Source organism: Caulobacter sp. GW821-FHT12A07 (assembly GCF_058807655.1).
The window spans coordinates 1-25,946 of the sequence record NZ_JBXAQX010000014.1 but is presented as its reverse complement, the minus strand read 5'-3'; the positions used below and the strand labels follow the sequence as shown (position 1 = coordinate 25,946).

Annotated in this window: 25 protein-coding genes; 6 read left to right on the top strand and 19 right to left on the bottom strand. The window is 69.1% G+C overall.

Features of this window, described 5'->3' with window-relative positions:
* Positions 1 to 223 precede the first annotated feature (223 nt).
* The 4 genes from AC1RRS_RS22110 (at position 224) to AC1RRS_RS22095 (ending at position 5,643) form a co-directional block, all read left to right on the top strand.
* On the top strand, positions 224 to 2,521 hold the full coding sequence (locus AC1RRS_RS22110; RefSeq protein ID WP_492857036.1) for a TonB-dependent receptor: 2,298 nt from the start codon (positions 224 to 226) through the stop codon (positions 2,519 to 2,521).
* Between the two features lie 29 nt (positions 2,522 to 2,550).
* Complete coding sequence (locus AC1RRS_RS22105) at positions 2,551 to 3,897, top strand: M20/M25/M40 family metallo-hydrolase (protein WP_492857035.1); 1,347 nt, start codon at positions 2,551 to 2,553, stop codon at positions 3,895 to 3,897.
* A 211-nt stretch (positions 3,898 to 4,108) separates the two neighbouring features.
* On the top strand, positions 4,109 to 5,452 hold the full coding sequence (locus tag AC1RRS_RS22100) for an LLM class flavin-dependent oxidoreductase (RefSeq protein WP_492857034.1): 1,344 nt from the start codon (positions 4,109 to 4,111) through the stop codon (positions 5,450 to 5,452).
* A gap of 2 nt (positions 5,453 to 5,454) precedes the next feature.
* Complete coding sequence (locus AC1RRS_RS22095) at positions 5,455 to 5,643, top strand: hypothetical protein (protein ID WP_492857033.1); 189 nt, start codon at positions 5,455 to 5,457, stop codon at positions 5,641 to 5,643.
* Here AC1RRS_RS22095 and AC1RRS_RS22090 read toward each other — a convergent pair.
* From AC1RRS_RS22090 to AC1RRS_RS22070, 5 genes are read right to left on the bottom strand one after another with little or no spacing between them, the layout of a single operon-like run.
* The gene (locus AC1RRS_RS22090; protein WP_492857142.1) at positions 5,640 to 6,227 is read right to left on the bottom strand and encodes a PepSY domain-containing protein; all 588 of its coding nucleotides are present in this window, start codon (positions 6,225 to 6,227) and stop codon (positions 5,640 to 5,642) included. The genes AC1RRS_RS22095 and AC1RRS_RS22090 overlap by 4 nt on opposite strands.
* Before the next feature lie 5 nt (positions 6,228 to 6,232).
* Positions 6,233 to 6,784 (bottom strand): PepSY domain-containing protein, encoded by a 552-nt coding sequence (locus AC1RRS_RS22085; RefSeq protein WP_492857032.1) that lies wholly within the window; start codon positions 6,782 to 6,784, stop codon positions 6,233 to 6,235.
* Positions 6,785 to 6,823: 39 nt separating this feature from the next.
* Positions 6,824 to 7,624 (bottom strand): SDR family NAD(P)-dependent oxidoreductase, encoded by an 801-nt coding sequence (locus AC1RRS_RS22080; protein WP_492857031.1) that lies wholly within the window; start codon positions 7,622 to 7,624, stop codon positions 6,824 to 6,826.
* Positions 7,621 to 8,175, bottom strand: coding sequence for a cupin domain-containing protein (locus AC1RRS_RS22075; RefSeq protein ID WP_492857030.1), 555 nt, complete (start codon positions 8,173 to 8,175; stop codon positions 7,621 to 7,623). Before AC1RRS_RS22075 ends, AC1RRS_RS22080 begins: the two co-directional genes overlap by 4 nt.
* Positions 8,172 to 8,495, bottom strand: coding sequence for a 2Fe-2S iron-sulfur cluster-binding protein (locus tag AC1RRS_RS22070; protein WP_492857029.1), 324 nt, complete (start codon positions 8,493 to 8,495; stop codon positions 8,172 to 8,174). Before AC1RRS_RS22070 ends, AC1RRS_RS22075 begins: the two co-directional genes overlap by 4 nt.
* Positions 8,496 to 8,665: 170 nt before the next feature.
* On the opposite strand from AC1RRS_RS22070, the gene AC1RRS_RS22065 reads away from it, so the two are divergent.
* Positions 8,666 to 9,274 (top strand): NAD(P)-dependent oxidoreductase, encoded by a 609-nt coding sequence (locus AC1RRS_RS22065; RefSeq protein WP_492857028.1) that lies wholly within the window; start codon positions 8,666 to 8,668, stop codon positions 9,272 to 9,274.
* 42 nt (positions 9,275 to 9,316) lie between these two features.
* Here AC1RRS_RS22065 and AC1RRS_RS22060 read toward each other — a convergent pair whose 3' ends face one another.
* The 4 genes from AC1RRS_RS22060 to AC1RRS_RS22045 form a co-directional block, all read right to left on the bottom strand.
* Entirely contained in the window at positions 9,317 to 11,458 is a 2,142-nt protein-coding gene (locus AC1RRS_RS22060; RefSeq protein ID WP_492857027.1) for a TonB-dependent receptor, read from the bottom strand.
* 182 nt (positions 11,459 to 11,640) lie between these two features.
* Positions 11,641 to 11,856, bottom strand: coding sequence for a hypothetical protein (locus AC1RRS_RS22055; protein ID WP_110120391.1), 216 nt, complete (start codon positions 11,854 to 11,856; stop codon positions 11,641 to 11,643).
* Positions 11,857 to 11,861: 5 nt separating this feature from the next.
* Positions 11,862 to 13,448 carry a phytoene desaturase family protein gene (locus AC1RRS_RS22050; protein ID WP_492857026.1) on the bottom strand — a complete coding sequence of 529 codons (1,587 nt, stop codon included), beginning with the start codon at positions 13,446 to 13,448 and terminating at the stop codon, positions 11,862 to 11,864.
* An 11-nt stretch (positions 13,449 to 13,459) separates the two neighbouring features.
* Positions 13,460 to 14,266, bottom strand: a complete 807-nt coding sequence (locus AC1RRS_RS22045) for an SDR family NAD(P)-dependent oxidoreductase (RefSeq protein WP_492857025.1) — start codon at positions 14,264 to 14,266, stop codon at positions 13,460 to 13,462.
* Positions 14,267 to 14,383: 117 nt separating this feature from the next.
* Between AC1RRS_RS22045 and AC1RRS_RS22040 the strand changes: the two genes are divergently transcribed.
* Positions 14,384 to 14,890 (top strand): winged helix-turn-helix transcriptional regulator, encoded by a 507-nt coding sequence (locus tag AC1RRS_RS22040; protein ID WP_492857024.1) that lies wholly within the window; start codon positions 14,384 to 14,386, stop codon positions 14,888 to 14,890.
* A gap of 175 nt (positions 14,891 to 15,065) precedes the next feature.
* On the opposite strand, the gene AC1RRS_RS22035 is transcribed toward AC1RRS_RS22040, so the two are convergent.
* From AC1RRS_RS22035 to AC1RRS_RS21990, 10 genes are all read right to left on the bottom strand, one after another.
* On the bottom strand, positions 15,066 to 16,220 hold the full coding sequence (locus tag AC1RRS_RS22035) for an alpha/beta hydrolase family protein (RefSeq protein WP_492857023.1): 1,155 nt from the start codon (positions 16,218 to 16,220) through the stop codon (positions 15,066 to 15,068).
* Positions 16,221 to 16,385: 165 nt separating this feature from the next.
* On the bottom strand, positions 16,386 to 18,671 hold the full coding sequence (locus AC1RRS_RS22030; protein ID WP_492857022.1) for a TonB-dependent receptor: 2,286 nt from the start codon (positions 18,669 to 18,671) through the stop codon (positions 16,386 to 16,388).
* Positions 18,672 to 18,843: 172 nt separating this feature from the next.
* A complete protein-coding gene (locus tag AC1RRS_RS22025; protein WP_492857021.1) occupies positions 18,844 to 19,620 on the bottom strand; it encodes an SDR family NAD(P)-dependent oxidoreductase in 777 nt (258 codons plus the stop codon).
* A 4-nt stretch (positions 19,621 to 19,624) separates the two neighbouring features.
* The gene (locus tag AC1RRS_RS22020) at positions 19,625 to 20,059 is read right to left on the bottom strand and encodes a VOC family protein (protein ID WP_487290599.1); all 435 of its coding nucleotides are present in this window, start codon (positions 20,057 to 20,059) and stop codon (positions 19,625 to 19,627) included.
* The gene (locus AC1RRS_RS22015; RefSeq protein ID WP_492857020.1) at positions 20,059 to 21,303 is read right to left on the bottom strand and encodes an MFS transporter; all 1,245 of its coding nucleotides are present in this window, start codon (positions 21,301 to 21,303) and stop codon (positions 20,059 to 20,061) included. Before AC1RRS_RS22015 ends, AC1RRS_RS22020 begins: the two co-directional genes overlap by 1 nt.
* 96 nt (positions 21,304 to 21,399) lie before the next feature.
* Positions 21,400 to 22,470 carry a VOC family protein gene (locus AC1RRS_RS22010; protein WP_492857019.1) on the bottom strand — a complete coding sequence of 357 codons (1,071 nt, stop codon included), beginning with the start codon at positions 22,468 to 22,470 and terminating at the stop codon, positions 21,400 to 21,402.
* Positions 22,471 to 22,694: 224 nt separating this feature from the next.
* Complete coding sequence (locus tag AC1RRS_RS22005; RefSeq protein ID WP_492857018.1) at positions 22,695 to 23,810, bottom strand: FAD-dependent oxidoreductase; 1,116 nt, start codon at positions 23,808 to 23,810, stop codon at positions 22,695 to 22,697.
* Positions 23,811 to 23,864: 54 nt separating this feature from the next.
* Positions 23,865 to 24,848 (bottom strand): fumarylacetoacetate hydrolase family protein, encoded by a 984-nt coding sequence (locus AC1RRS_RS22000; protein WP_492857017.1) that lies wholly within the window; start codon positions 24,846 to 24,848, stop codon positions 23,865 to 23,867.
* A gap of 16 nt (positions 24,849 to 24,864) precedes the next feature.
* Positions 24,865 to 25,623 (bottom strand): SDR family NAD(P)-dependent oxidoreductase, encoded by a 759-nt coding sequence (locus AC1RRS_RS21995; protein WP_492857016.1) that lies wholly within the window; start codon positions 25,621 to 25,623, stop codon positions 24,865 to 24,867.
* Between the two features lie 35 nt (positions 25,624 to 25,658).
* Positions 25,659 to 25,946: histidinol dehydrogenase (locus tag AC1RRS_RS21990; RefSeq protein WP_492857015.1), on the bottom strand; the 288-nt coding region annotated here is incomplete at its 5' end.

The window sequence follows — 25,946 nt, the reverse complement described above, 5'->3', positions numbered from 1 at the left end:
GGCTAAGCGAACTTGGCCGCCTGGCGATGAGCGAACCACCCCAGGCCTCGCAGTTTCCCGTCCGCGCCGCCCATTTCATCAGCAGGCGCCCAAATTGCGTACAGCCTGACCAGACCCGCGCCTTCGCGCCGAATGGCGAAAAAAGTCGCAAGGGCAAACGCACCTCGCCCGTCTTGCGGCCCGGAACCGAGCTCACGGCCGGTCCTCAACGAAGGGGATAAACTTGAACCGCACCGCTCTTTGCACGCTTCGCCGCGCGGCCCTGGCCACCAGCGCGCTCGCCAGCCTGGTCGCCGCCGGGGCCCACGCCCAGGAGGCCGAAAAGGTCCAGCCGGACGTGGCCGTCGACGAGATCATCGTCACCGCCCTGAAGCGCTCGACCAGCCTGCAGGAGACGCCGCTCAGCATCTCGGCCGTCGGCGAGACCCAGCTGAGCCGGATCGGCGCGACCGGCATCAACGACTATTTCCGCCAGGTGCCGAACCTGGCGCTGGACGGCGGCACGCCGTCGAACCGCCGCATCACCCTGCGCGGCGTGCGCAGCGCCGGTGAAGCCACCACCGGCCTCTACTACGACGAAACCCCGCTGACCGGTCCGACCGGCACCACCCAGGACGCCGGCTCGACCACGCCGGACATCAACCTGTTCGACGTCGAGCGCGTCGAGGTGCTGCGCGGCCCGCAGGGCACGCTGTATGGCTCGGGCTCGATGGGCGGCACGCTGCGGGTGATCTTCAACAAGGCCGACACCAACGACTACGCCGGGGCGGTCGAGGCCCAGGCGACGACCACCAAGGGCGGCGAAGGCGGCTTCTACGGCAAGGGCATGGTCAATGTGCCGCTGATCCAGGACAAGCTGGGCGCGCGCCTGGTGCTCTATCGCGAAGAGCGCGGCGGCTATGTCGACAGCGTTCCGCTGAACAAGCAGGACATCAACGGCTCGACCTCCAGCGGCGGCCGCCTGATGTTCACCTTCACCCCGACCGAAGACCTGACGCTGCGCGCCACGGCGGCGCTGCAGAACGAGGAAGTGGACGGCCAGTCGAGCTGGTCGGCCGCCGCCGGCCGCTACAAGTCCGACCGCAAGACCATCGCCCAGAGCAACTCCAAGCTGGCGCTCTACAACGTCACCGCCGAGTGGGACCTGCACTTCGCGACGCTGACGGCGACCTCGTCCTACTACAAGTGGAAGATGCTGCGGAACAGCGACTGGACCAACAACATCGCCAACAACCGCACCAGCAGCGCCGCCTGCGGCCGCTATTTCGGCCTGTCGGGAACCACCTGCTCCAGCGCCCAGCTGAGCCAGTACACCGCCTGGGCGGACTCGCGCGGTCCGGCCGTCTCCTGGCAGCCGATGAGCCTGGAAACCTGGACGAATGAAGTGCGGATGGCCGGCAGCCTGTTCGAAGACAAGCTCGATTGGACCGGCGGCGTCTACTACGAGACCCGCAAGGACCACGTCGACAGCATCCAGACCCGCGCCGACGCCACGACCGGCATGGCCGTCACGCCGTTCGACGCCCTGGGCGCGCGCTACATCGACAACGACGTCAAGCAGACCGCCTTCTTCGGCGAGCTGTCCTATCACGTCACGGACGCTCTGACGGTGACCGGCGGCGCCCGCCGCTTCGACTACGACAAGACCGTCTCGGGCGCGGTGACCATCGGCAACGTCATCTCCAACTCGCCGGTCACGGCCTTCAGCCAGGTGGACGCCAGCGCCAAGGGTTGGGTCGAGCGCGTCAACATCAGCTACGAATTCGACAAGTCGCTGATGGTCTACGCCCAGGCGTCGAAGGGCTTCCGTCCCGGCGGCGCCAACAACATCCCGGGCCTGACCAGCGGCCTGGTGGCGTTCCAGCCCGACAGCCTGTGGAACTACGAGGCGGGCGTGAAGAGCGACTGGTTCGACCGCCGTCTGACCGTGAACATGTCGGCCTACCAGATCGACTGGAACAACATCCAGGTGCAGGCGCAAGCCAACGTCGGCGCGAACTTCTTCATCATCACCAACGCCGGCGCGGCCCGCATCCGCGGCCTGGAACTGGAGACCACCCTGCGGCCGATGACCGGCCTGACCCTGAGCAGCGCCATCGGCGTGTCGGACGCCAAGCTGACCGAGGACATGACCAACTCGTCGGTGACGGTGTCGGGCTCGACCGGCCTGCGCGGCGACCGCCTGCCCTTCGTGCCGAAGTTCAGCGGCTCGCTGAACGCCGACTACACCTGGCCGGTGGCCGACGGCATGAACGGCCTCGTGCACCTCGACGCCAGCTACACCGGCGGCACGGCCTCGCAGTTCCGTCCGACCTACGTCTATTACGAGAAGGTCCCGGCCTACACGGTCGTGGGCGCTCGGGTGGGCGTCGAGGGCGAGGGCTGGGGCGCCTACGCCTTCGCCCAGAACCTGACCAACTCGGTCGGCCCGGTCTCGATCACCTCGGCCGCCGGGGCGCTGGACCAGGTCGTCAGCCTGACGCCCCGCACCCTGGGCGTGATGGTCCGCCGCACCTTCTGATCCCCCATCATCAGTATCGAGATTATCCCATGAAACATCGCATGATCCCGGCGGCCTTCCTGGCCGTCCTTTGCGCCGGCGCGGCAAGCGCAGCCCTCGCCCAGGCGCCCGCCAAGCCGCCGGCGCAGGTCGACTTCGGCAACGTCCGCCCGCCGGCCCCGACCTCGCCCTTCACCAAGCAGGCCAAGGCCCTGCTGGCCAGCAAGGGCTTCAAGACCGCCAAGGCGACCCTGGCCGCCGGCTACGACCAGACCGTGGCCGACATCGTCACCCTGACCGAGATCCCGGCCCCGCCCTTCGGCGAGACCGAGAAGGGCAAGGCCTATCTGGCCATGCTGGCCAAGGAGGGCCTGACCGAGCTGGAGACCGACGCGGCCGGCAACGTCATGGGCCTGCGCAAGGGCACGGGCGGCGGCGGTCTCCTGGTGGTCGCCGCCCACCTCGACACCGTGTTCCCGGCCGGCACCGACACCAAGGTGCGCCGCGACGGCGACAAGCTGTACGCCCCCGGCATCGGCGACGACACCGTGGGCCTGGGCTCGATCCTGGCCATACTGCGCGCCATCAACGCCGCCGGCATTCAGACCAAGAGCGACATCCTGTTCGTCGGCGACGTCGGCGAGGAAGGCCCGGGCGACCTACGCGGCATGAAGGAGCTGTTCCTCAAGGGCCGCTACAAGGACAGGATCGACGCCTTCATCTCGCTGGAGCCCAGCGGCCCCACCGTGATCGTCAACGGCGGCGTCGGGTCCAAGCGCTACAAGACCACCTTCAAGGGCCCGGGCGGCCACAGCATGGGCGACTTCGGCACGGTGAACCCGGCCTACGCCCTGGCCGACGCGGCCCGCCAGTTCGGTCAGCTGAAGGTCCCCGAGGATCCGCGCACGGTCTACAACATCGGCCTGCTGGAGGGCGGCACCTCGGTCAACTCGATCCCGTTCGCGGTGTCGATGACGGTGGACATGCGCTCGTCGGGCAAGGCCGAGCTGAAGGCCGTGGAAGACGCCTACCTCGCCATCCTGCCCAAGGCCGTCGAGGCCGAGAACGCCGCCCGCTCGACCAAGCGCGGCGTGATCAGCCTGGACAACAAGATGGTCGGCGATCGTCCGGTCGGCGAAACCCCAGTCTCCTCGCCGTTCGTGCAGCAGCTGGCCGCCGTCGGCGACGCCCTGGGCAAGCCGATGGGCTATGTGGCCGGCTCGACCGACGCCAACATCCCGATGAGCCTGGGCAAACCGGCGGTGACGCTGGGCGCGGGCTTCGTCACCTTCCGCGGCCACTCGCTGGAGGAAGGGATGGAGGTCAACAAGGACCGCGACGTCGAGAGCATCGCCACCACCATGGCGCAGATCCTGATGGTCGCCGGCGCGCACTAGGCAGTCCGGGCGTTCGGCGGCCTCCGCCGCCGAACGCCTCGCGCTTCCAGACCCAGTAATTCTGATCCCACCTGAAGATAAGGCGACGGAAAGTCTGGAAACCCCAGGCGGATCACAGAGATTGAACGGCTCGAATACGGCTCATGAGAAGAGCTGATTTTTCGAACTTCATGCGCGTCGCTAAGGCTCGGACGGAAACATGGAGGCGATCATGACCAATGACGCGAAGCGCCAACTGAAACTCGGCGCGATCCTGGCCGGCGTCGGCACCGACCACACCCGCTGGCGTGATCCCGACCTGGCCGGCGACGCCAGCATCGACATCAACTGGTACATCGACAACGCCAGGCTGGCCGAGGCGGCCAAGTTCGACCTGGTGTTCATCGTCGACAGCCCGTTCATCACTCCCGACACAGCGCCCCACTTCCTCAACCGGCTTGAGCCGCTGACCCTGCTCTCGGCGGTGGCGGTCTCGACCTCGAAGATCGGTCTCGTCGGCACCCTGACCACCTCGTACTGGGAGCCCTATAACGTGGCCCGCCAGTTCGGCTCGCTGGACCATATCAGCAAGGGCCGGGCCGGCTGGAACGTGGTGACCACGGGCCTGGAAGGCGCTTCGCGCAACTACGGCCGCGACGAGCACTTCGACCACGCGGTGCGCTACGAGCGGGCCGGCGAGTTCGTCGACGTCGTGCAGGGCCTTTGGGACAGCTACGAAGACGACGCCTTCCCGCGCGACAAGGAGGCCGGAGTCTTCCTCGACAAGACCAAGCAGCATGCGCTGAACCACAAGGGCAAGCACTTCTCGGTGGCCGGACCGCTGGCGCTGAGCCGCTCCAAGCAGGGCCAGCCGGCGATCTTCCAGGCCGGGGTCAGCGGCGCGGGCCGCGATCTGGGCGCCCGCATCGCCGAGGGCGTGTTCGCCGGCGTCGACACCTTCGAGGACGCGGTGGAATACTACGCCGACCTCAAGGCCCGCGCGGCGGCGCAGGGCCGAGATCCCGACCACATCAGCGTGCTGCCGGGCATCGCTCCGATCATCGCCGACACCGACGAGGAGGCCCAGGCCATCGCCGAAGCCCGGGCCGGCAGCCGCGAGATTGACAAGCTGCTCGTCGAGCTCGGCCGCGCCTTCGGCTACCACGACTTCAAGCAATATCCGCTGGATGGTCCGTTCCCGGACGTCAGCCAGCTCAGCCTCAACAGCTACAAGGGCCATGCCGAACGCATCGTCCGCACCGCCCAGGCCGAGAACCTGACGGTGCGCCAGACGGCCGAACGCTTCGGCCGCTGGAAAGCCAACTTCGTCGGCTCGCCCCAGACCGTCGCCGACGAGATCGAGCGCTGGTTCGTCGGACGCGCCGTGGACGGCTTCATCTTCCACGTCACCGGTCCGCGCGACTTCGCCCGCTTCCGTGAGCAGGTGGTGCCGCTGCTGCAGGCCAAGGGTCTGTTCCGCACCGAGTACGAGCACGACACCCTGCGCGGCCATCTGGGCCTGCCGGTTCCCGAGAACCGCTGGACGAGCGCGCCCGGCCGGATCGCGGCGGAATAGCCGTGTCCGCCCTTCCCGACGACGTCGCCGCGCCGGACGCGAACGCCAGGCCTGCTGTTCGCCGTTCGCGGCCGGACATCGGCCTGGCGGAAAGGCATGGCGCGCCGGCGCCCATCCTCGAGCTGATCGCGCTCGACGTCGCCGACGCGCCCTGGTCCGCCGCCAGGTTCGGGGAGGCGAGCGCGGTCTAGCCCCAGAACATGTCCCTGCGGCCCATGGCCCAGCGGCGTCGGGCCATGTCGAGATAGAGCCAGACGCCGCTGACGCAGAGGGTCAGCAGGGAAAGGCCCGTGACGAGGATCAGCAGCTTGCCCGCCAGGCCGCCGATCGCGCCGGAATGGAAGCGTTGCAGCAGGGTGTTGAGCCGCACGGCGGCCTGGGCCTCGGCCGCGCCTTTCACCCGGGCGCCGCTGAGGGCGTCGATCGTTATCCGCTCGGCGTGCTGGCCTGACCCCAGGGTGACGTCGGCCAAGGCCTTGCCGTGGCGTTCGTAGAGCCGCACCTCGGCCCCGGTCAGCTGGGCGTCGGGCAGCAGGTCGGCGGCGGCGCGCAGGGCCGTGGCGGTCATGTGGTCGAGGTTCTCGGGCGACGGGATCGGGCGATCGGGCGCCCTCTGCGCGGCTGTGCGGACCGCGCCGCCCTGCCCGCCTCCCGCGCCAAACACGGCCGGATTGGCGAACTCGTTGACGGCGATGATCGAGCCGGTGGCGACGAGATAGGCCACGAAGACCATCGCCCCCGTGCCGACCCAGCGGTGGATCGTCTTGACGAGCATGGCGGTCACGCCTTCCAGAACAGGCCGGGACGCCCCAGGCGCCGGCGCTTGAGCAGCAGGTCGACGTATATCCAGACGCCGCTGATGGTCAGGAACAGGAAGCTTAAGCCCCCCAGCACGCTGAGGAACTGGCCCGGCAGGCCCAGGATATTGCCCCGGTGCAGGCGTTCGAGCAGCACGTGCAGCTTGATGCGGAACTGCAGGTAGGCGCCGAGCGGCCGGCGGGGCGGTTCGGCGACGACGCGGGTGGTCGTCGCGCCCTTCGACGCCTGCGCCGTCAGCAGGCGCGGCGCCCCCTGGGCCTGGCCGACCTTGACGACAATCTCGGTGGGCGACGCGGTCGTGGCGACGGCCTGACGCGCTCCCTCAGCCGCCACCGCGACCATGGCTTCCAGTGGCAGTTCGGCCTGCGGCGGCGGGGTTGGGAAATGCGGCTCGGTCAGCAGGTCGAGCATCAAAGCCAGGCCCGTGACCGCGATCCAGGTCAGGACCAGCATGGCGCCGGCGGCGATCCAGCGATGATAGGTGCGCAGGCGCGCGACCAACGGCTTCTTCACACGGCCTCCCCTCGTTTCTCGTTCTTGCCCGGACACGCCCTATCCGCCGTCGGAGATCACCGTGCCGCCGTCGGCGACCAGCACCTGGCCGGTCACGAAGCTGGCGGCGGGGCTGGCCAGGAACAGCGCCGCCGCGGCGATCTCGGCTGGCTCGGCCGCCCGGCGCAGCGGCGTGGCGCCCAGGCGCTTGGCCGCCGCCTCCGGGCTGGAAAGGATCGCCGAGGCCCAGCTGGTGGCGGTCAGGCCGGGCGCGAGGGCGTTGCAGCGCACCCCGGCCGGGCCGAACTCCACGGCGAGGTTGCGGGCCAGCTGCATCAAGGCCGCCTTGGTCAGGCCGTAGACGCCGAGCGCGCGATTGCCGCGCAGGCCGGCGATCGACGAGGTCAGCACGATCGAACCATCGCTTCGCGCGGCCATGGCCGGGGCGACCAGCGAGCAGAGCCGCACGGCGTGGCGCAGGTTGATGTCGAACATCGCCTCGTAGACGGCGTCGGGCGCCTGCGTCAGCGAGCCCGTGTGCAGCGAGACGCCGGCGTTGCAGACCAGCACGTCGATCGGTCCGCAGCGGACCTCGGCTTCGGCGACGAGCGCCGCCAGCTGTTCGGGATCGGCGACGTCGCAGACCACGGCCTCAACGGCTAGTCCTTCGCCCGCCAGTTCAGCCTTGGCCGCCGTGCAGTCGTCGACGCTTTCGCTGGAGATCACGACCAGTGCGCCAGCCTGGGCGAAGAGCCGGGCCATGGCGAGGCCGATGCCCCGGGTCGAGCCGGTGATCAGGGCCGTCTTACCGAACAGGCCGAAGAGGTCCTGAAGAACCTGGGTGGAAGCGGTGATGGTCATCGCGCCTCCTCGCTGTCGGCCTGGTCGACCAGCACGAAGGCGACGCGGCAATTGCCGCTGCCCCGATTGGACCAGGCGTGGTTGGTGCCGCGCTGGACGACGACGTCGCCCGCCTTCAGCACCGTCTCCTCGCGATCGAGGATCAGCACCAGCTCGCCCTCCAGGATCAGGGCGTAGTCGATGGAGCGGGTGCGGTGCATCAGCGGATGCGGCGAGGCCGGGTCGAGCGCGGTCAGGGCGTGGGCGCCGCCGATCTGCGCGAACTGCGCCTGGGCCGCCTCGAGGGTCATCGGCTCGTTTTCGGGCGGGATGTCCATGATCCGGATGCGGGTGCCGCGGGTCGGCGGCGCCAGGGTCAGGCGGTCCTCCGGCGTCGGCTCGCGGAAGGCCGCGCCCCAGGCCGGATCCTCGGTGCGCCAGATCTCGTGAAACACCGGCCCGTCCGCGCCGATACGGCGGGTCAGGGCGGGCCCGGCGTCCTGGAGGATCACCGAGCGTCCCTGGGCGTCGTGGCCGGTGACGACCCGGCGCGGCGGCGGTCGCGCGCTCATCCGTACTGGCTCTCAGGGGTGGTGGCGACCAGGCCGTCGAGGACGTCGGTGACGATGATCTGGCAGGCCAGGCGCGAGGTTTCCCGGCGATGGTCCGAGAAGTCGAGTAGGTCGGCCTCGCCGCCCTCCGGCGCGCCGACCAGGGCGAAGCCGGCCTCGTCGAGATAGATATGGCAGGTGCCGCAGGACAGCGTGCCGCCGCACTCGGCCAGGATGTCGGGCACGTTGGCGCGCAAGGCCGTCTCCATCAGCGAAGCGCCTACACGGGCTTCGATCTCGCGACGGACGCCCCGCGCGTCGATGAAGGTGATCCTCGGCATCGTCCCTCCCCTCCGGCGCTGCGGCCGGTTCTCCTCGTCCCCTTTGAAAGGCCGCGCGCAGCGAAGGGTCAAATCGCCTGATCCGATAGCTGGCGGCCAGGAAAGCGATGCTCGGCCAGCAAGGAGCAAAGGCTAGGTTGACGCCTCAACAAGACGAGGGAGACGAAACCATGAAGGTCGCCTTGCTGGGCGCCACGGGCGCGGCGGGATCGAGGATCCTGAAGGAGCTTTCCGACCGGGGGCACACGGTCGCGGCGCTGTCGCGCCATCCGGAGAAGACGCCGCCGCTGCCCGGCGTGACGATCCAGGCGCTGGACGCCGCCGACATCGATGCGACCGTACAGGCCCTGCGCGGCGCCGACGCCGTGGTCAGTGCGGTCAAGTTCACGTCGGTCGACACTGCCGGCCTGATCGAGGCCGTGCGACGGGCGGGGGTGAAGCGCTATGTCGTGGTCGGCGGCGCGGGCAGCCTGTGGGTGTCGCCCGGCGTGCGCGAGGTCGATGGGCCGGGCTTTCCCGAGCACGTCAAGCCGGAGGCGCGGGCCGGCTGGGCCTTCCTGGAACAATTGCGGGCCAGCGACCTGGACTGGACCTTCTTCAGCCCGTCGCGGATGTTCACGCCGGGCGAACGCACCGGCAAGTTCCGGCTGGGCGCCGACGACCTGATCTTCGACGCCGACGGCAAGAGCGCCATCTCGTTCGAGGACTACGCCGTGGCCCTCGTCGATGAACTGGAAACGCCGCGCCACGTGCGGGCGCGGTTCACGGCGGGCTATTGATCGGAGAGGTCGGGCGGCCCCGAAGCGGGGCCGCCCTTCCCGTCAGAACTTCGCGGTCAGCACCAGGCCGTAGGTCCGCGGATTGCCGATCACGCCGTAGACGTTGACCGGGCCGGCGGTGTTGGCCTGCTCCAGCACGGCCTTGTCGCCGATGTTGTTGACATAGGCCCCGATCGACCACTTGCCGTCGGGCTCGTCATAGGTGATCCGGGCGTTGGCCAGGGTGTAGGACTTGGCCAGTGAGTTGTTGAACCGCAGCAGGTCGACGAAGTAGCTCGACTTCCACTGCGCATCGAGGTGGGCGGTAACCGCCGCCCCGCTGGTCAGGTCGAAGCGGTGCTCATAGGCGCCCGTCATCGTCCAGCGCGGAGTGCGCGGCAGGGGCCGGCCGGTCAGGTCGGTCATGGTGCAGGTCGTGCCCGAGCACGAGGTCGCAACCGAAGCATTGCCGAAGCTGCTTTCCTGCCACGAGACGCTGCCGTCGAAGCGGTCAGCGCCGGTCAGCAGGTAGCTGCCTTCCAGCTCGACGCCGTAGACCTTGGTCTTGCCCGGCACGTTAGCCGTCAGGAAGGTCGGGACCAGGCCGACATAGTAGTAATAGGACAGCTGGTAGCCGGTGTAGTCGTAGTAGTAGGCGGCCGCGTTCACCTGCAGGCGGTTGTCGAGGAAGCGGTTCTTGCTGCCCAGCTCGTAGGCGGTGATCTCCTCGGGGTCGTAGGTGATCCCGCTGGCGTTGACGCCGCCGCCCTTGATGCCGGTCGAGACCGATCCGTAGACCAGCGATCGGGCCGCCAGGTCGAACTCGGCGCCGGCCTTCCAGGTCAGCTTGCTGTAGCTGTTGGTCACCGCGCCCGCCGAGGTCAGGCCGCCGGCGGCGTAGGACGCCTGGGTGCCGCTGCTGTTGAGGGCGTCCACCTCGTCCTTGGTGTAGCGCAGGCCGCCGGTCAGGCGCAGGCGATCGTTCAGCGGCACGATCACCTGGCCGAAGGCGGCCGAGGTCTTGCTGACGTTGCGGTCGAACGAGCGGACCTCGTCGAAGGTGTAGTTGATCCGGAACTGCCCCGAGCCGTCGTACTTCAGGTAGAAGGCGCCCAGCACCCACGAGATCGGCGAGGTCGCCGGCGAGGCCAGGCGTATCTCGGCGCTGTCCTGCTTGGCCGGCAGGGTGTCCTTCTCCCAGGTGCCGGAGAACGGCTGCAGGTAGGTGCGCTCGAAGTCCTGGTGGCCGAGGATCGCCGTCAGCCGCGCCCACGACAGGTCCCAGTCTGCCTGGCCGCGCAGGGTGGTGTTCTTCATGCTGTAGTCGGCGTCGCAGTTGGGATTGCAGTAGACGGCGGCGCCGGCCGGGATGGTGTAGAGGCTGCCGTAGGATGGGGCGGTCCACGGGTCGCTGCGGCTGCTGGTCGGCAGCAGCACGTTGCCCGAGCCCTGGCCGCCGGCCTGCTGGCGCTCGGCCGACAGGATGAAGCGCAGGTCGTCGCTCGCCGCGATCAGCAGCTTGGCGCGAGCGAACTTCTCGTCGGCGTCATTGAGGCCGTTGGACAGGTAGCCGTCGTGCGAATTGCTGCCCCCGACCACGCGCAGGGCGACCTTGTCGCCGAGCGGCAGGTTGATCACGCCTTCGGTGCGCAGGGCGTCGTAGTTGCCGACCTGGAGACTGGCGCCGCCCGAGAACTCGCCCAGCACCGGATTGCGGTAGAGCACGTTGACCGCGCCGGCGTTGGCGTTGCGGCCGTAGAGCGTGCCTTGCGGACCGCGCAGCACCTCCACCCGCTCGATGTCGGCCATGGCCACGCCGGTCAGTTCGTTGCGCTGCTGGACGACGCCGTCGTAGCTGACCGTCACCGGCGAGGTCGGCAGGTCGAGCGCGCCGCGCGCGCCGATGCCGCGGATGTAGAAGCTGGCGCCGGTGTTGGCCTGCTGGATCTGGACGCTGGGGATCAGGGCGATGGCGTCCTTGATCCCGGTCACGCCCTGCTTCTGGAGGGCCTCGCCGCTGATGGCGCTGACGGCCAGCGGCGTCTTCTGCAGGGTCGTCTCACGCTTTTCGGCGGTGACCACGACCTCGGTCAGCTGGGTCCCGTCATCGGCCCCTGGGGCCTTGGCCGCCCCCTGGGCATGGGCCGCGCCGGCGGCCGCGAGCAGAACGCCAAGGGCCGCACCGGCCCGCAAAGCGACTTTCATCGAAATCCCTCCCTCTATGCATGACGCCGTCTTCGAGCGCGGCGTTGGCAGGGAGGCTGGGGGCTGGAAGCCCTTAAGGTCAAAACGATTGGAGGGGTACCAGCCATCGGCGAAGGCGGGGTATGTTTCAATCGGGTAACAGCGGTTTCGGGGAGAGCCGAAGCCCTCCCCGTCACCCCGTCTCAGGCCTTGCTGGACTTGCGGAACAGCAGGGTCAGCAGGAAGAGCACCGTCTTGGCGTCGAGCAGCTTCAGGGCCGCCCTCGCCTCTTCCGGCCGCAGCTTGGCGGTCATCGGCATGGCGCCGAAGATCTTGCCCTTGATGACCAGGTCGTCGCCGTCGCGGGCGATCGAGGAGACGGCCATCAGCTCCTTGTTGGTCGCGTCGTAAATCTTCATGGCGCTCACCGGCTCACGGTCTTGTCGAAGTCGATGGCGAGGTCGTCGAACATCTTGATCGCCGTGGCCCGGCCCGCGCCGTAGACGCCGCCGCCCGGATGCTGGAACGGCCCGACCAGATAGAGCCGCTCAACGCCCGGGACGGTGTAGTTGCCGAGGTCCGGCGTCGGGCGGTGGGCGACGGTCTGGTACATGAAGGGCGCGGCGCCGTGCATGTCGCCGTTGACGAAGCTGTTGGGCGAGCTGCGCTCCATGTCGAGCGGCGACCAGTGGGTGGCGGCGATGATGTTGTCGGCCGTCAGGCTGGGCGTGAACTTCTGGTAGAAGCTGAGGTTCTTGGCCGCCACCTCGTCCTTGATCTCGTCCCAGCGCGAAGGGCCGCCGTCGGCCAGGTCGTAGGGCGACATGGTAATGGCGTGCCAGATGCCGCCGCCGGGCGGCGCGCGGCTGGGGTCGGCGTGGGTCTCGTCGCCGCCGCCGGTCAGCGGCCGGGCCGGCAGGCGACGGCGGCGCAGGGCGTCGAAGTCATCGAGCAGGTCGTCCAGGCGATCGAAGGTGAAGTACTCCAGCATGGTCGCCGTCTGCACCTCGGGGCCGGCGTAGAGGGTCGACTGCTTCTTCAGGTCGTAGTGGCTGACGAACAGGCTGAAGGTCGAGGTGTTGACCCGCTCGGCGCGCTTGAGCACCGGCTCGGCCACCCCTTCGACGAACTGCCGCAGGCGGTGCGGGTGGATGGCGCCGATGACGCCGTCCTTGGCGAAGACCTGCTCGCCGTCCGAAAGCTCCAGGCCTGTCGCCTTGCCGCCCGAGACGATGACGCGCGAGACCTCGGCGTCGCAGCGGATCTCGGCGCCGTAGTGCTCCAGGCAGCGGACCAGCGCGTCGGTCAGGCCGCCGCTGCCGCCGACCGGCTGGGAGACGCCATAGGTGTGGATGATGCCGGGCATCAGATAGATGCCCATGCCCGTGCCCAGCTCGTCGGGCAGCTGCAGGTTCTCGGTAACCAGCTTCAGCAGGTGAATCTTGACCCGGTCGTTCTCGAAGGCGTTGTCGATGATGTCGAGCGAGCTGCGGCTCATGGCGTCGAGCATCTCGCGGCCTTCCTCGCTCTGGTCGAGCATGGCGATGAAGGCGCCCATCGGGAACGGCGGGGCGTACAGCCCCGACACGAACATGGGCAGCATCTGCATGCTGCGCAGGGCGAAGGCGCGATAGGTCTCGGCGTCCTTCTCGGAATAGCGGGCGATCTGCTGGCAGGACCGGTCGAGGTCCTTGTAGGTGATCAGCGTCTCCTGGTCGTGGAAGATGCTGGCGTAGGGCACGTCCGAGTAGTTGTACTTCAGGCCGAACTTGCTGAAGAGGCCCAGCTCGTCGTTGGTCAGCAGCGGGTTGCCCTGGATCATGATGTGGCAGGACGAGTGCAGGTCGTGGCGGTAGCCGGGCGAGTTGATCTCCCGCGTCACCACCCCGCCGCCGGGGAACGGCTGGCGCTCGAGGATCAGCACCTTCTTGCCGGCCTTGGCCAGGTATGCGGCGGTCGTCAGGCCGTTGTGGCCCGCGCCCATGACGACGACGTCGTAAGTCTTGCTCATGTGATGGTTCCTTAGGCCCAGAGGCTCTGGAGGCGTTCGAAGCCGGGCACGTGGATGGCCGTGCCGCCGTCGACGACGAGGTTGTGGCCGGTGACGTAGCGGGCCTCGTCGGAGGCCAGGAAGGCGACCGCGGCGGCGATGTCGCGCGCTTCGCCGAGATACGGGGTCAGGGTCTCGGCCTCGACGGCCTGGCGATGACTATCGGGGATATGGGCGGCGACGGCCGGCGTCAGGGTCAGGCCCGGCGAGACGGCGTTGCAGCGGACCCCCTTGCGGCCGTGCGAGGCGGCGATCGAGCGGGTCAGCTGCAGCACCGCGGCCTTGGAGGCCCCGTAGGCGACCTGGACGATGTTGCCTTGCAGGCCAAGGTTCGAGGCGGTGTTGACGATCGAACCGCCGCCGGCCGCGACCATGTGCGGGATCACGGCCTTGCACATCAGGGCCGTGCCGCGGACGTTGACCAGCAGGGCCCGCGTCCAGACCTGCGTCGAGGTGGTCTCGACGTCGCCGTCGAAGCCGGGGCTCATTTCGGGGGCCAGGTCGGCGGCATTGTTGTGCAGGATGTCGATGCGGCCGAAGGCGGCCAGGGTAGCCTCCACCAGGGCTATCCCATCGGCCTCGACGCCGAGATCGGCCAGGAAGGCGATCGCCTCGCCGCCGGCGTCGCGCACGGCCTGGGCGGTGGTCTCGGCGGCCTCCAGGCGAAGATCGGCGACGGCGACGCGCGCGCCACGCTCGGCGAGCAGCAGCGCGGTGGCCAGGCCGATGCCGCCGCCCGCGCCGGTGATGATGGCGGTCTTGTCCGCAAGGGAGCCCAAGGCTGCGTCCTCCTCTGATCGAGCCCGTCTGCGCGGGCGTCGAAGGAGGGATAGGGCGAGGCGTTTTTCGCCGTAAGACGGCACATTATTGTTCCCATCCTCGGGAGGATTCGCCGCATGGACGCTCAACAGCCGCCGCGCGCCCTGGACGCCGTCCAGGCCGAGATCGGCCGCATCCTGAAGGTCGATTTCAAGGGCGAGGCCCTGGTCGCGGCGATCCGACCGCTGGCCGAGCTGGCGGCCGACCAGGCCCGCAACGGCGGCGACCGCAGCGACCCCATGCGCGAGGTGTTCGCCCGGGTCGGCGACCGCTGGAGCCTCTTGCTGCTGCTGATCCTGCGCGGCGGGACCTTCCGCCACGCGACGCTGCGGCGGCTGGTCGGCGTGCTGTCGTGGGAGGGCGCGATCTCGCAGCGGATGCTGACCCTGCGCCTGCGAAGCCTGGAGCGCGACGGCCTGATCGGCCGCACCATCACCCCGACCGTGCCGCCGCGCGTGGACTACGCGATCACGCCGCTGGGCGAAGGGCTGCTGGCCGAGGTCGAGCGGCTGATGGACTGGGTGCGCGCACACAATGCGGCGATCCGCCAGGCGCGGGTGAAGTTTGATGCCGCCGAGGAGTAAGTTCCTTCTCCCCTTGCGGGAGAAGGTGGCGGCCGAAGGCCGTCGGATGAGGGGTCTCTCAAACATGAGACGCCTCGCCCGGCCGAACAGCTGTCGCGGCTTTGAGGTCTGAGAGACCCCTCACCCGACCTGCTTCGCAGGCCACCCTCTCCCGCAAGGGGAGAGGGCAAGAACGCTACTTCATCGCTCCGAACGTCTCGGCCACCCAGTCGGCGATCCAGTCGCGGGCGTTGGCGACGTTGTCGAGGCTGGAGTGTTCGACGCCCTGCTCGCGGGCCCCGAAGATCTTCAGGTCGCGCTTGGGGCTGGCCGTCAGCTGGTCGTAGCTCTGGTGGGCGTATTCCAGCGGGATCTGGCGGTCGTTCTCGCCGTGGGTGACGAGGAACGGCACGGCGATCTTCTCCATCACCCCGTTCAGCGTGACCTGCTCGGCGATGGCCATGAAGTCGTCGACGGTCTCGCCGCCCCAGACCCAGCGCACGTGCTCCCAGTAGTGCGGCACGGGCATGTCGCCCTCGCGGGCCAGGCGGCGCTTCTGCATCTCGCCCCAATTGTGATTGGCGCCCCAGACGACGCCCAGGGCGAACCTCGGCTCGAAGGCCACCGCGCGCGGGGCGTAGTAGCCGCCGAGCGACACGCCGTGCATGCCGATACGCTTGGGGTCGACCTCGGGAACGGTCTCCAGCCAGTCGACCACCTTGGAGGCCCAGCGCTCGGTGTCGAACACGGCCTTGAGGTCGTGCAGGCGCAGGGCCTCGCCCGTGCCCGGCTGGTCGATGATCAACGAGGAGACGCCGCGCGCGGCCAGGGCGTCGGGCTCGCGGTTGAGGAACAGCAGTTCCTTGACGCTGTCGAGGCCGTTGACCTGCACCAGGCACGGCGCGGGGCCGTCGACGCCTTGCGCCTGGACGAACAGGCCGGCGATGACGCCGCCCTCATAGGGGATCTCGACCCGACGGCAGTTCTGGCGGCCGTGCTCGCAGCCCAGCGAAAAGGCTTCCAGCGCGCGGGCGTAGGTGGCGACGCGGCGCACCGAACCCCGGCTCTGCATACGCTCGGCGGTGAAGTAGTAGAGGGCCGCGCGCAGCAGCTTGGGCCCCGCCGACAGGCGACGGCCAGCCGCGAGGTCTTCCTGGGCCAGGTCCCACAGGGTGTCGGCCATGGCCGCCCAGCTTTCCATGAACTCGACCGTGCCGGCGTCCTCGCCGCGGGTGGCCGCCTCGCGGATCGGGCGGCACATGGCGTCAACCTCGCCCACCTGGCCGCCGGATTCCAGGGCGATGCAGACCGACAGGTTCCAGACGTAGTTGCCGGGGAAGTACTCGAACATCCTGAGGGTCTCCTGGTGGGTTCCAGCGGTCTTAAGGGGGCGCGCGGAAACGGAAAAAGCGCTTCTGCCCATGGCCGCCATCGGCGGCGCCGATAGCGGCGGCCGAAAAAGAAACGGGACGCGCCGCCCCCCGCGACGCGTCCCGGCAAGTTCGATCGAGAGCGATCAGTACTTGGCCGACAGCCGCACGCCCCAGGTGCGCGGGGCGCGCAGGACGCTGTAGGAGATCCCCGTCGTGAAGGGCTGCAGGTATGCGTCGGTGAAGACGGCCTCGTTGCCGACGTTGTGGACGTAGGCGGCCAGCGACCACTTGCCGCCGGGCGCGGCGTAGGTGACGTCGAGGTCGTGCATCCAGTAGGACGGCTGGCGCTCGTTGGGCACGTAGTCGATGGCCAGCCAGTAGGCCGCCGACCAGGTGGTGTGGGCCGAGGGCGTGATCGAGCCGCCGTTGGGCAGATCGAAGCGGTGCTCGTAGCCCAGGTTTACCAGCCATTCGGGCGTGCGCGGCATGCGCTTGCCCGAGCAGTCCAGCGTGTAGTCGCCCGAGGTCTGGGTCGTCGTGGCGCAGCTGGTGATCGCCGCCGGCAGCGAGGCCGAGCGGGTGTAGCTGAACTCCTTGTAGGTCGCGTGCAGGTACTGGACGTTGGCGGTCAGCAGGTCGCGGGCGGTCAGCTTGAACTGGGTGTCCAGATCCACGCCGTAGATCTCGGCCTTGCCGGAGTTCTCGGTGATGTTGGTGAAGCCGGCGGGCGGATTGACGATCGGCCCCAGGTGGCTTTCCTGGTGGTCCTTGTAGTCCCAGTAGAAGACCTCGGCGTTGACCTGCAGGCGACGGTCGAGGAACCGGTTCTTGGAGCCCACCGCGTAGGCCGTCAGCTTCTCGGGCTCGTAGGTGTTGGGCGCCAGGGCGGCCCAGAAGCCGCCGGCCTTGGTGGCCGTGCTGACCGAGCCGTAGAGCAGCGAGTCCCTGGCCACGTCGTACTCGAAGCCCAGCTTCCAGTCGGTCGAGCGCCAGGTCTTGTCGCCCGCCACCGGGAAGATGCAGGTGTCGGTCGCCGTCGTGTCGCCCTCGTAGACGTAGGTCGTCGAGAACGTGCCCTGGTTGGTCGCCGAGCAGTAGGTGGAGTTGGCGACGCTGGAGCTGGACACCCCGCCCACGGCGAGCGTGCCATGCTGGGTCTTGGTCTCCTGAGTGTAGCGCAGGCCGGCGGTCAGGCGGAAGGCGTCGGTGACGCTGTAGGTGCCCTGGCCGAAGGCGGCGTAGGAGGCGTCGGTCAGGCTGTCGAGCACGACGCGGTTCTTGTTGAAGGCGCCCTGGTTGACCGTGAAGTCGGTGCGCTGGTCTTCCTTGTAGGCGTAGAGGCCGGTGACCCACTTCAGCTTGCCTGCCTCGCCCGACAGGCGCGCTTCCAGCGAGCGCTGGATCTGGTGGTCGTTGGGCGAGAAGTAGAAGCCGGGGCGATAGGTGACGTAGTCGGCGTCCTGGCGGGTCTGGTTGGCGATCACCGTCAGGTCGGCGAAGCCCAGTCGCCAGTTCAGCTCGCCGCCGAAGGCGTAGAACTTGTTGTTCACGTAGCCGTCCGAGCCGATCGAGGCGATCAGGGCCGAGGGCGGACCGGTGTTGGACAGCAGGTAGGCGTTGGCCGCCGCCGTGCTGGGACCCGTCCACGGATTGTCGGGATCGACCAGCGGCACGGGCACCGCGCCCGGCCCCTTGCCGCCGATCTGGGCGTAGCTGGCGCCCAGCAGCAGCGAGACGTCGTCGGTCGGCGCCCAGAGGGCCTTCACGCGGACCGCGTCGACATTGGCGTCGTCGTAGCCGTCCGACAGGTAGCCGTCGCGGCGCACGCTCTGACCGGCGATGCGCAGGGCGAAGGTGTCGCTGACCGGCACGTTCAGATAGGCGTCGGCCCGGCGCAGATTGTAGTCGCCGACCTCCAGCGAGCCCCCTGCCCCGAAGTCGAACTTCGGCTTGGCGGTGATGATGTTGACGGCGCCGCCGGTGGCGTTGCGGCCGTAGAGGGTGCCTTGCGGGCCTTTCAGCACCTCGACCCGCTCGAGGTCGTAGAACACGCCCTCGGTGGCCGGCAGGCGGCCGATGTAGACGCCGTCCACGTTGAAGGCCACGGCCGGGTCGGCGTACATGTTGGTGCCGTAGGTGCCGGCCCCGCGGATGTAGATCTGGGTCGAGGGACCGCCCTGGCTGATCTGGATGCCGGGGGCCACGCGGTTGAGGTCCTGGGCCTGGACGACCGAGGCGCGCTCCAGCTGCTCGGCCCCGAGCGCGGTGACGTTCACCGCCGCCTTCTGGATGGTCTCGTTCTTGTGCTGGGCGGTGACGACCACCTCGCCCAGCTCGACAGTATCGGCGGACTTCTGGTCCTGGGCCATGGCCGCGCCCGCGCTCAGCGCGGCGAGCATGGCGACCGACGTCAGCAAGCTGACTCGCATCTGCATTCCCCTTGTTTCCTTGCGGCCGCCGCCCGCGTCTGACGCGCGGTGCGAGGCGGCCTATCCCTTTGTCTGCAAAGGCTATGACGACCATCGTTCGGCGACAAAACGTTGCTTCGGATAGGCGCCATCGGCGCGACGGATGAGCGTCGCGCCGGGTCTCGTCAGGCCCTCACCAGGCCGTCGCGCCGCCGTCGATGGCGTGGTCAGCGCCGGTGATCCAGCTGGACTCGTCCGACGCCAGGAAGGTCGCCAGCCAGGCCACGTCCTCGGGCTGGCCCAGGCGCTTGATCATCTTCTTGCGCAGGACCTGCGCCTCGAATTCAGGGTCGGCGACGACCGGCGCGGTGGCCGCCGTGACGATCAGACCCGGCGAGATGGTGTTGGCGCGGATCCTGTGCGGCCCGCCCTCCATCGCCAGCTGCCGGGTCATGGCCAACACCCCGCCCTTGCCCGCGCAGTGGGCCAGGGCGCCCGAGCCCTGCAGGGCCTGGCGGGCGTTGGCCGAGGCGAAGTTGACGATCGAGCCGCCGCCCCGCGCCACCAGGTGCGGCCAGGCCGCCTTGCAGGCCAGGAAGACGATGTCGAGCTCGCCGGTCAGGGTCCTGCGCCAGTCGGCGTAGGTCATGTCGTCGATGAAGGCGAAGACGCCCATGGCGGCGGCGTTGACCAAGATGTCGATCCCGCCGTGCAGGGCGACGGCCTTGTCGATCAGCGCCCGGGTGCCCACCTCGGTGGTGAGGTCGCAGGGGTGGAGGCTGTCGAAGGCCAGGCCTTCCGCCCTAGCCTGCTCGGCGGTGGCCTCGGCGGCCGCCGCGTCGATGTCGCAGCCGACAACGCGCGCGCCGTGGCGGGCGAACATCAGGCCCACGCCCTTGCCGATGCCGGCGCCCGTGCCGGTGACGACCGCGACCTTGCCGGCCAGGCGGTTGGAGAGAAGCGTGCTCATGCGCTCAGAGGCTCCCGGCTTCCCCGGCGGGGATCGGCCCCTCCACGAACTCGATCAGGTTGCCGGCGAGATCCCGGATGAAGCAGGCCGAACCGTGCGGCATGGTCTTGACCCAGACGATGTCGGCTCCGCGCCCTTTCAGCTCCTCCGAGAGGGCGACGACGTCGTTGGCGACGAAGGCCACGTGCTTGTTGCCGTGGGTGTGGACGTCGCGGTCGGGGATGCGGCGGTCCTCGGGCAGAGGCGCGGCGTTCGGCACCTCGAACAGCTCGATACGCAGGTCGCCGTTGGCGATCATCGCCACCTGGGCGGGGATGGTCGGGATCGGGAACCGGCGCTCGACCTTGAAGCCGAGGACGCGGTCGTACCATTCGACGGCGGCGTCGAGGTCGGGGACGCTGACGCCCCCATGGTGGAAGCCGTACTTGAACTGGCTCATCAGAGGCTCACCTGGGCGATGGATTGCGGCTTGCCGCCCTTGGCCGCCAACATGGCGACCAGGGTCAGGACGGCGGCGACGAGGCTGGCCGCCCCGATCACCTGGAAGGTCGGCAGGATGCCGCCCACCGACTTGCCGATCAGCGGCACCAAGAGGCCGCAGACAAACTGCCCCAGGGCGAAGGTCGATTGCCACACGCCCATGCCGCGCGCTCGCACAGCGAACGGCAGGCCGCGCGTGGCCCAGGTCAGCATGGTCGGCAGGATCATGCCGCCGCCGATCTGGTTGAGGGCCGAAGCGGCCACGAAGGTGGTCTCGTTGGACGCGTGGGACATCAGGATGAAGCCGACGCCGAGCAGGGCGAACTCCAGCAGCATCAGGCCCCGCAGCGGCAGGCGCGGCGACAGGATCCAGAATGACAGGGTGCCCAGCGGCACGGCCAGGCTGGCGATGGCGGTCAGCAGGCCGATGCGGGCCGGATCCTTCACCCCCAGGGCGAACAGCGCCGTGCTGAGCTGGATTTGCACCGTGTAGAACATGGTGGCGGCGAACAGGGTGACGGCGCAGACGCCGAGCATGAACTTCCACGGGAAGCCCGCCCAGCTGAGCGACGGGCGCTGAGCCTCCTCGCCCTCCCCTTCGCCGGCGGCCTCCTGCCGCGAGGGCTCCCAGGTGAAGGCGATCACGCCGACCATCAGCACCAGCGGGAACAGATAGACCAGGAACGGCCCGTGCCAGCCGAACCGGCCGGCCGCCCCGCCGATCATCAGGAACAGCACGGCGGATACCGAGGCCGTGCCCGCCTGGGCGGCCAGCCAGCGGTCGCGGGTCTCGCCCCGGAACAGGTCGGCGATCAGGGTGGTCGACAGGGTCATGACCACGGCTTCCATGATCCCCACCACCACGCGGGTGGCCAGGATCGCCCAGAGGTCGCGCAGGAAGAACGGGGCGACGCCGAAGGCCGCGTAGATCGCCATCGACCAGATCAGCAGCCGCCGGCGACCCACCGAGTCGCCCAGCATCCCCGCCAGCGGCGAGAACAGGGCGATGCACAGCGAGGGCATGGTGACCACCATCGGCGCCAGGAACTCGATGCCCGGCACATGGGCGAAGGCCTGCATCAGCTGAGGGATGATCGGGGCCACCAGCAGCGCCCCCATCACCGAAAGCGTCACGGGCAGAAGCAGGCTGAGGCCCTGGACGGGCCCGGCCCGCCGGGCGGCTGGGGCGGAAGACGTGGTCACTGACTGTCCCTCTCTAATGTCTTTTGTCGCGAGCCCGTCTTTGTTCTCTGGAGCGCGACAGTCGCCGGAACCGTTGTCGGCCCAGGCTGTCGCGCTCTAGATCGCGTGCTCGTCTTCCTCAGTTAGCGTGTCGAGCTTGTCCGGAAGATTTCCGTTTTTGTCGCGGACGCCCCCGGGGCGTCGGAAAGGTTCAAGCGAGCGACGGTCGGCGTCGAACTGCATGTCCCAGGCGACCTCGCCCTCCCAGAAGCTGGGCGTCTTGGTCGCCCACAGCAGCGAGCCGAACTTCCAGTCCCAGACCCGCGGCACCCAGTTGTCGTCGAGATAGTCGGTGTCGACGTGGTACTCGGCTTCACCGCCGTTCGGGTTGTCGAAGTAGTAGTAGATGGCCGACGAGATGCGGTGGCGCGACAGGCCGCCGGAGCTGTTCTGGCTGGTGTTGGTCCAGCCCTTCTGCTGCATCTGGTTCACGCCGAGCATCAGCTCGTCGATGTCTTCCAGGCCGAAGGCGATGTGCATGAAGCCCGGATCGTCGGGCGCCACCGGCAGGGCCGTCGAGACGAAGAAGATGCTGTGGTGCTCGTGGGTCCCGTCGGCGCGGGCGAAGGCCCCGGCGCCGCGCGAATGGTCGGTGTAGCGGAAGCCCAGGCGCTCGATGAAGAACTCCAGGCTGGCCACGTAGTCGTGCACGAAGAAGACCACGTGGTTGATGGTCTTAGGCAGGCAGCGCCGGCGCCATTTGCGGTGCAGGTTCAGGCGCTGGATGCTCCCCGGCGCATTGACGGGGTCGGGCTGGGAGACGACCTGGCGTTTGTTCCAGACCTTCAGGCCGATCGGCATGCCGTCATCGCAGAAGAAGTGGGCCGCGCCGTCGGCGTCGAAGCTGATCTCGCGGTCGCGCGACAGGTCGGCGACCAGGGCGTCGAAGGACTCCTGGGTGTCCACGCCCCAGATGGTCTCCTGCATGCCGACCTTGCCGGCGTAGGTGGCGGGCGAGCGCGGGTCGCCGCGGCGGCGGACCACGATCTTCGACCCGCTGGCCACCTCGAACACGCTCTCGTCGTCGGTTCGCGACAGCGGCGTCAGGCCGAAATCGGTCCAGAACCGCGTACAGAGCTCAAGATCGTCCACGCCGAAAATCGCGCTCTCGACACCCAGAATCGCCATGCCCTACTCCGTGAACGGGTCCGGAGGCGGCGCCCTGCGCCTTGCCGTCCTCCCCGCTGGCTTCTTGTTCTCCCTGCGAACAGACCACCCGGGCGCGGCGGCGAGAAATCCATTGTTCGGATTGGAGGTATCGCGGCGGCCGGGCCTCGCGGGACGCTCCAAAAGAAGCGCCCGCCCGGCGGGATCGCCGGGCGGGCCAGTTCGGAGACGACGCGGGAAAAGGATCAGATGGCCTGGCGCAGGGCCGTGATGGAGGCGGCCATCAGGGTGTTATGCTCCTGCGGCGAACCGCCGGTCATCTCCAGCTCGCCCAGGCGGACGGAGTTCTCCACCACCATCCGGCAGCGGTCGAACCGGCGGCCGGTGAAGCGTTCGAGCGCGGCCTCGACCTCGCCGCCGCGCGCCAGTTCCTCCGCCAGCACCACGGCGTCCTCGACGGCCATGCCGGCGCCCGACGCCAGGTGTGGGGTGGTGGCGTGGACGGCGTCGCCGATCAGCACCACCCTGCCGACATTCCAGGGCGGCGGCTGCAGCAGGATCTTCAGCGGCCGGTAGTTGATGGTCGGGTTGGCCAGCACCCCTTCCCGGATGCCCGGCACGATGCCGCCGAAACCCTCCATCAGGGCGTGCAGACGCGCCGGCTGGTCGGCCAGGTCGATCCACGGATCGTCGGGCGTGTGCTCCAGCAGGAACATGTACATGTGGGTCGGCGAGACCGGGTTGAAGCCGATCTTGCGGTCGCCGCCCATGTAGAAGTGCGAGCGATCGAAGCCCGGCGGGCGCTCGGCCAGCAGACGCCAGCAGGCCTGGCCGGTGAAGCGCGGCTCGGGTGCGTCGGGGAAGATCGCCTTGCGGGTGGTCGAGAAGATGCCGTCGGCCCCGATGACGAGGTCGTAGGTCCGTTTCTCACCATCGCTGGTGGCGACCTCGACGGCCTCGCCCGCCTGGTGCAGGGCCTCGACCGTGACGCCGAGCCGGACATCGACTCCGACCTGCCGGGTCGTCTCCGACAGCACCGCGTGCAGCACCGGCCGCATGACGCCGCCGGTGGCGGGGATGCCTTCCTCGACCGGGGTGGTCGAGAGGTCGGCGATGAACTCTCCGGTCTTGGAGAAGACCGTGCCGCCGCTCCACGCCGCGCCCTGGGCCAGCACCGCGTCGAGCACGCCCACGGCGCGCAGGGCCCGCAAGGTCGGCCCGGTGATCGTGATGCCGGCGCCGTAGACGCGCCAGGCCCGATCCATCTCGACCAGATCGACCGCCGCCCCGCTCCGCCGCAGCAGGATCGCCGCCGACATGCCGGCGATGCCGCCGCCGATCACCAGAACCTTGCCGACCATTTCCTCGACCCTTTTTACGCTTCTTGTCGCGCTTATCGTTATTGGGGACGGCTCTCAGGCTCTCGCCTGGACCGCCTTCTGCTCGATCGCTCCGAACACCGAAGCGCCGGCCTCGTCCAGCACCTCGATGCGGACGGTGTCGCCAAAGCGCATGAAGCCGGTCTTCGGCTCGCCGTGCTGGATCACCTCCCAGCCGCGTCGCTCGGCGATGCAGGCCGAGCCGACCTTGTCGGGCGCGCCCTCCGAAACGGTGCCAAAGCCGACGATGGTCCCGGCCTTCAGCGCCCGGGTGCGGGCGGCGTGGACGATGAGCTTGGCGTAGGTGAAGTCCATGGCCGCGCCGCTGGGCCGGCCGAAGGCCTGGCCGTTCCAGGCCACCTGCACCGGCAGTTCCACCCGGCCGTTGGCCCAGGCGGGGCCTAGCTCGTCGGGCGTCACCGCGACCGGCGCGAAGGCGGTGGCGGGCTTGGCGTGGATGGGGCCGAAACCGCGCATCATCTCGAAGCGCTGGAGCGTCCGCAGGCTCCAGTCGTTGGCCAGCAGCACCAGGCGAACCGCCCCTTGCGCCTCCTCGTCGGTCGCGCCGATCGGCACGTCGCCGGTGACGACGGCGTATTCGGCCTCGAAGTCGATGCCGTCGGCCTCGTCAACGAACGGCGCGTCCTGCGTAGGGGCCAGGAAGGCGTCGGAGCCGCCCTGATACATGATCGGCACGACGTCGGCCTGGGGGATCGGCGGGATGCCGAACGCCTTATCCAGCAGCCGTCCGTGGGCCAGGAACGACGATCCGTCCAGCCACTGATAGGCGCGCGGCAGCGGCGACAGAGCCTGCGTGGGATCGAAGGCGAAGGCGTCCTGCGCGGTCCCGGCGTCGAGGGCGTCGGACTGGGCCTGGAGCGCCGGCGCCAGCGCGTCCCAGCGATCCAGCGCCGCCTGCAGGGTCGGCGAGGCCTGCGCGAAGACGGCCGTCTTCAGGTCGCGGGAGACGATGACCAGGCGGCCGTCGAAAGTGTCGGACTTCAGGGTGGCGAGCTTCATGCGGAGATCCTTGAACTCAATCAGCGGTCCAGCCGCCGTCGACGACGAGGGCGCTGCCGGTCATCAGGGCCGAGGCGTCGGAGGCGAGGAAGACGATCGCGCCCATCAGGTCCTCGACCTGGCCGAGGCGCCCGAGTTTGATCTTGGCGAGCACGCTGGTCAGGAACGCCGGATCCTCGAAGAACGGCCGGGTCAGCGGGGTCTCGATGAAGGTCGGGGCGATGGTGTTGACCCGGATGCCGTGCGGGGCCAGGTCCAGCGCCATGGCCTTGGAGAGGCCCTCCAGCGCCCACTTGCTGGCGCAGTAGAGGGTGCGGTTGGGACCCCCGACATGGCCCATCTGCGAGGTCATGTGGATGATCGAGCCCTTGCTCCCCGCCTCCATCATCCGCCCGGCGACGGCCTGGGCGACGAAGAAGGCGGCCTTGAGGTTGAGGTCGAGCACGGCGTCGTAGTCCTCGACGCTGACGTCAGTGAAGGGCTTGGGGCGGTTGGCGCCGGCGTTGTTGACCAGGATGTCGAAGGCCGGGCGGTCGGCCAGGGCCGCGTGAACGGCCTCGACGTCGCCGACGTCCAACGCCAGCGCCTCGGCCGCTCCGCCCCGCTCTCGGATCGCTTCGGCCGCCGCCTCGATTTCGCCAGCCGAGCGGGCGACCAGGGTGACGGCCGCGCCGGCGTCGGCCAGGGCCGCGGCGGCGGCCAGGCCGATGCCTCGCCCCGCCCCGGTGACCAGGGCCCGGCGGCCGTCCAGCCGGAACGACGGCGTGCTTGGCAACACAAGAGGGGGCAGCTCCATCGCCCTACCCGCCCCTATTCCGCCGCCAGCACGGGCGAGGCCGCGCCGGCGTAGGGCACATCGCGATGGCCGTAGCGGCGCACGCGGATGTTGGCCTGCTCGCCGTGGCCGGCGAAGCCTTCCAGGGCGCACAGCCGCGAGCAGTACTCGCCGACCAGCGCCGACGCCTCGTCGGTCAGCACCTTCTGGTAGGTGCAGGTCTTGATGAACTTGCCCACCCAGAGGCCGCCCGTGTAGCGGGCCGCCAGCTTGGTCGGCAGGGTGTGGTTGGTGCCGATCACCTTGTCGCCGAACGACACATT

Bases quoted from the DNA above. Each gene is read 5' to 3' on its own strand.
- AC1RRS_RS22005 (WP_492857018.1), bottom strand. From the start codon at position 23,810: ATGGTCGGCAAGGTTCTGGTGATCGGCGGCGGCATCGCCGGCATGTCG.
- AC1RRS_RS22030 (WP_492857022.1), bottom strand. From the start codon at position 18,671: ATGCGAGTCAGCTTGCTGACGTCGGTCGCCATGCTCGCCGCGCTGAGC.
- AC1RRS_RS22055 (WP_110120391.1), bottom strand. From the start codon at position 11,856: ATGAAGATTTACGACGCGACCAACAAGGAGCTGATGGCCGTCTCCTCG.
- AC1RRS_RS22020 (WP_487290599.1), bottom strand. From the start codon at position 20,059: ATGAGCCAGTTCAAGTACGGCTTCCACCATGGGGGCGTCAGCGTCCCC.
- AC1RRS_RS22075 (WP_492857030.1), bottom strand. From the start codon at position 8,175: ATGAGCGCGCGACCGCCGCCGCGCCGGGTCGTCACCGGCCACGACGCC.
- AC1RRS_RS22010 (WP_492857019.1), bottom strand. From the start codon at position 22,470: ATGGCGATTCTGGGTGTCGAGAGCGCGATTTTCGGCGTGGACGATCTT.
- AC1RRS_RS22080 (WP_492857031.1), bottom strand. From the start codon at position 7,624: ATGACCATCACCGCTTCCACCCAGGTTCTTCAGGACCTCTTCGGCCTG.
- AC1RRS_RS22100 (WP_492857034.1), top strand. From the start codon at position 4,109: ATGACCAATGACGCGAAGCGCCAACTGAAACTCGGCGCGATCCTGGCC.
- AC1RRS_RS22090 (WP_492857142.1), bottom strand. From the start codon at position 6,227: ATGCTCGTCAAGACGATCCACCGCTGGGTCGGCACGGGGGCGATGGTC.
- AC1RRS_RS22050 (WP_492857026.1), bottom strand. From the start codon at position 13,448: ATGAGCAAGACTTACGACGTCGTCGTCATGGGCGCGGGCCACAACGGC.
- AC1RRS_RS22000 (WP_492857017.1), bottom strand. From the start codon at position 24,848: ATGAAGCTCGCCACCCTGAAGTCCGACACTTTCGACGGCCGCCTGGTC.
- AC1RRS_RS22035 (WP_492857023.1), bottom strand. From the start codon at position 16,220: ATGTTCGAGTACTTCCCCGGCAACTACGTCTGGAACCTGTCGGTCTGC.
- AC1RRS_RS22060 (WP_492857027.1), bottom strand. From the start codon at position 11,458: ATGAAAGTCGCTTTGCGGGCCGGTGCGGCCCTTGGCGTTCTGCTCGCG.
- AC1RRS_RS22025 (WP_492857021.1), bottom strand. From the start codon at position 19,620: ATGAGCACGCTTCTCTCCAACCGCCTGGCCGGCAAGGTCGCGGTCGTC.
- AC1RRS_RS22040 (WP_492857024.1), top strand. From the start codon at position 14,384: ATGGACGCTCAACAGCCGCCGCGCGCCCTGGACGCCGTCCAGGCCGAG.
- AC1RRS_RS22105 (WP_492857035.1), top strand. From the start codon at position 2,551: ATGAAACATCGCATGATCCCGGCGGCCTTCCTGGCCGTCCTTTGCGCC.
- AC1RRS_RS22065 (WP_492857028.1), top strand. From the start codon at position 8,666: ATGAAGGTCGCCTTGCTGGGCGCCACGGGCGCGGCGGGATCGAGGATC.
- AC1RRS_RS22070 (WP_492857029.1), bottom strand. From the start codon at position 8,495: ATGCCGAGGATCACCTTCATCGACGCGCGGGGCGTCCGTCGCGAGATC.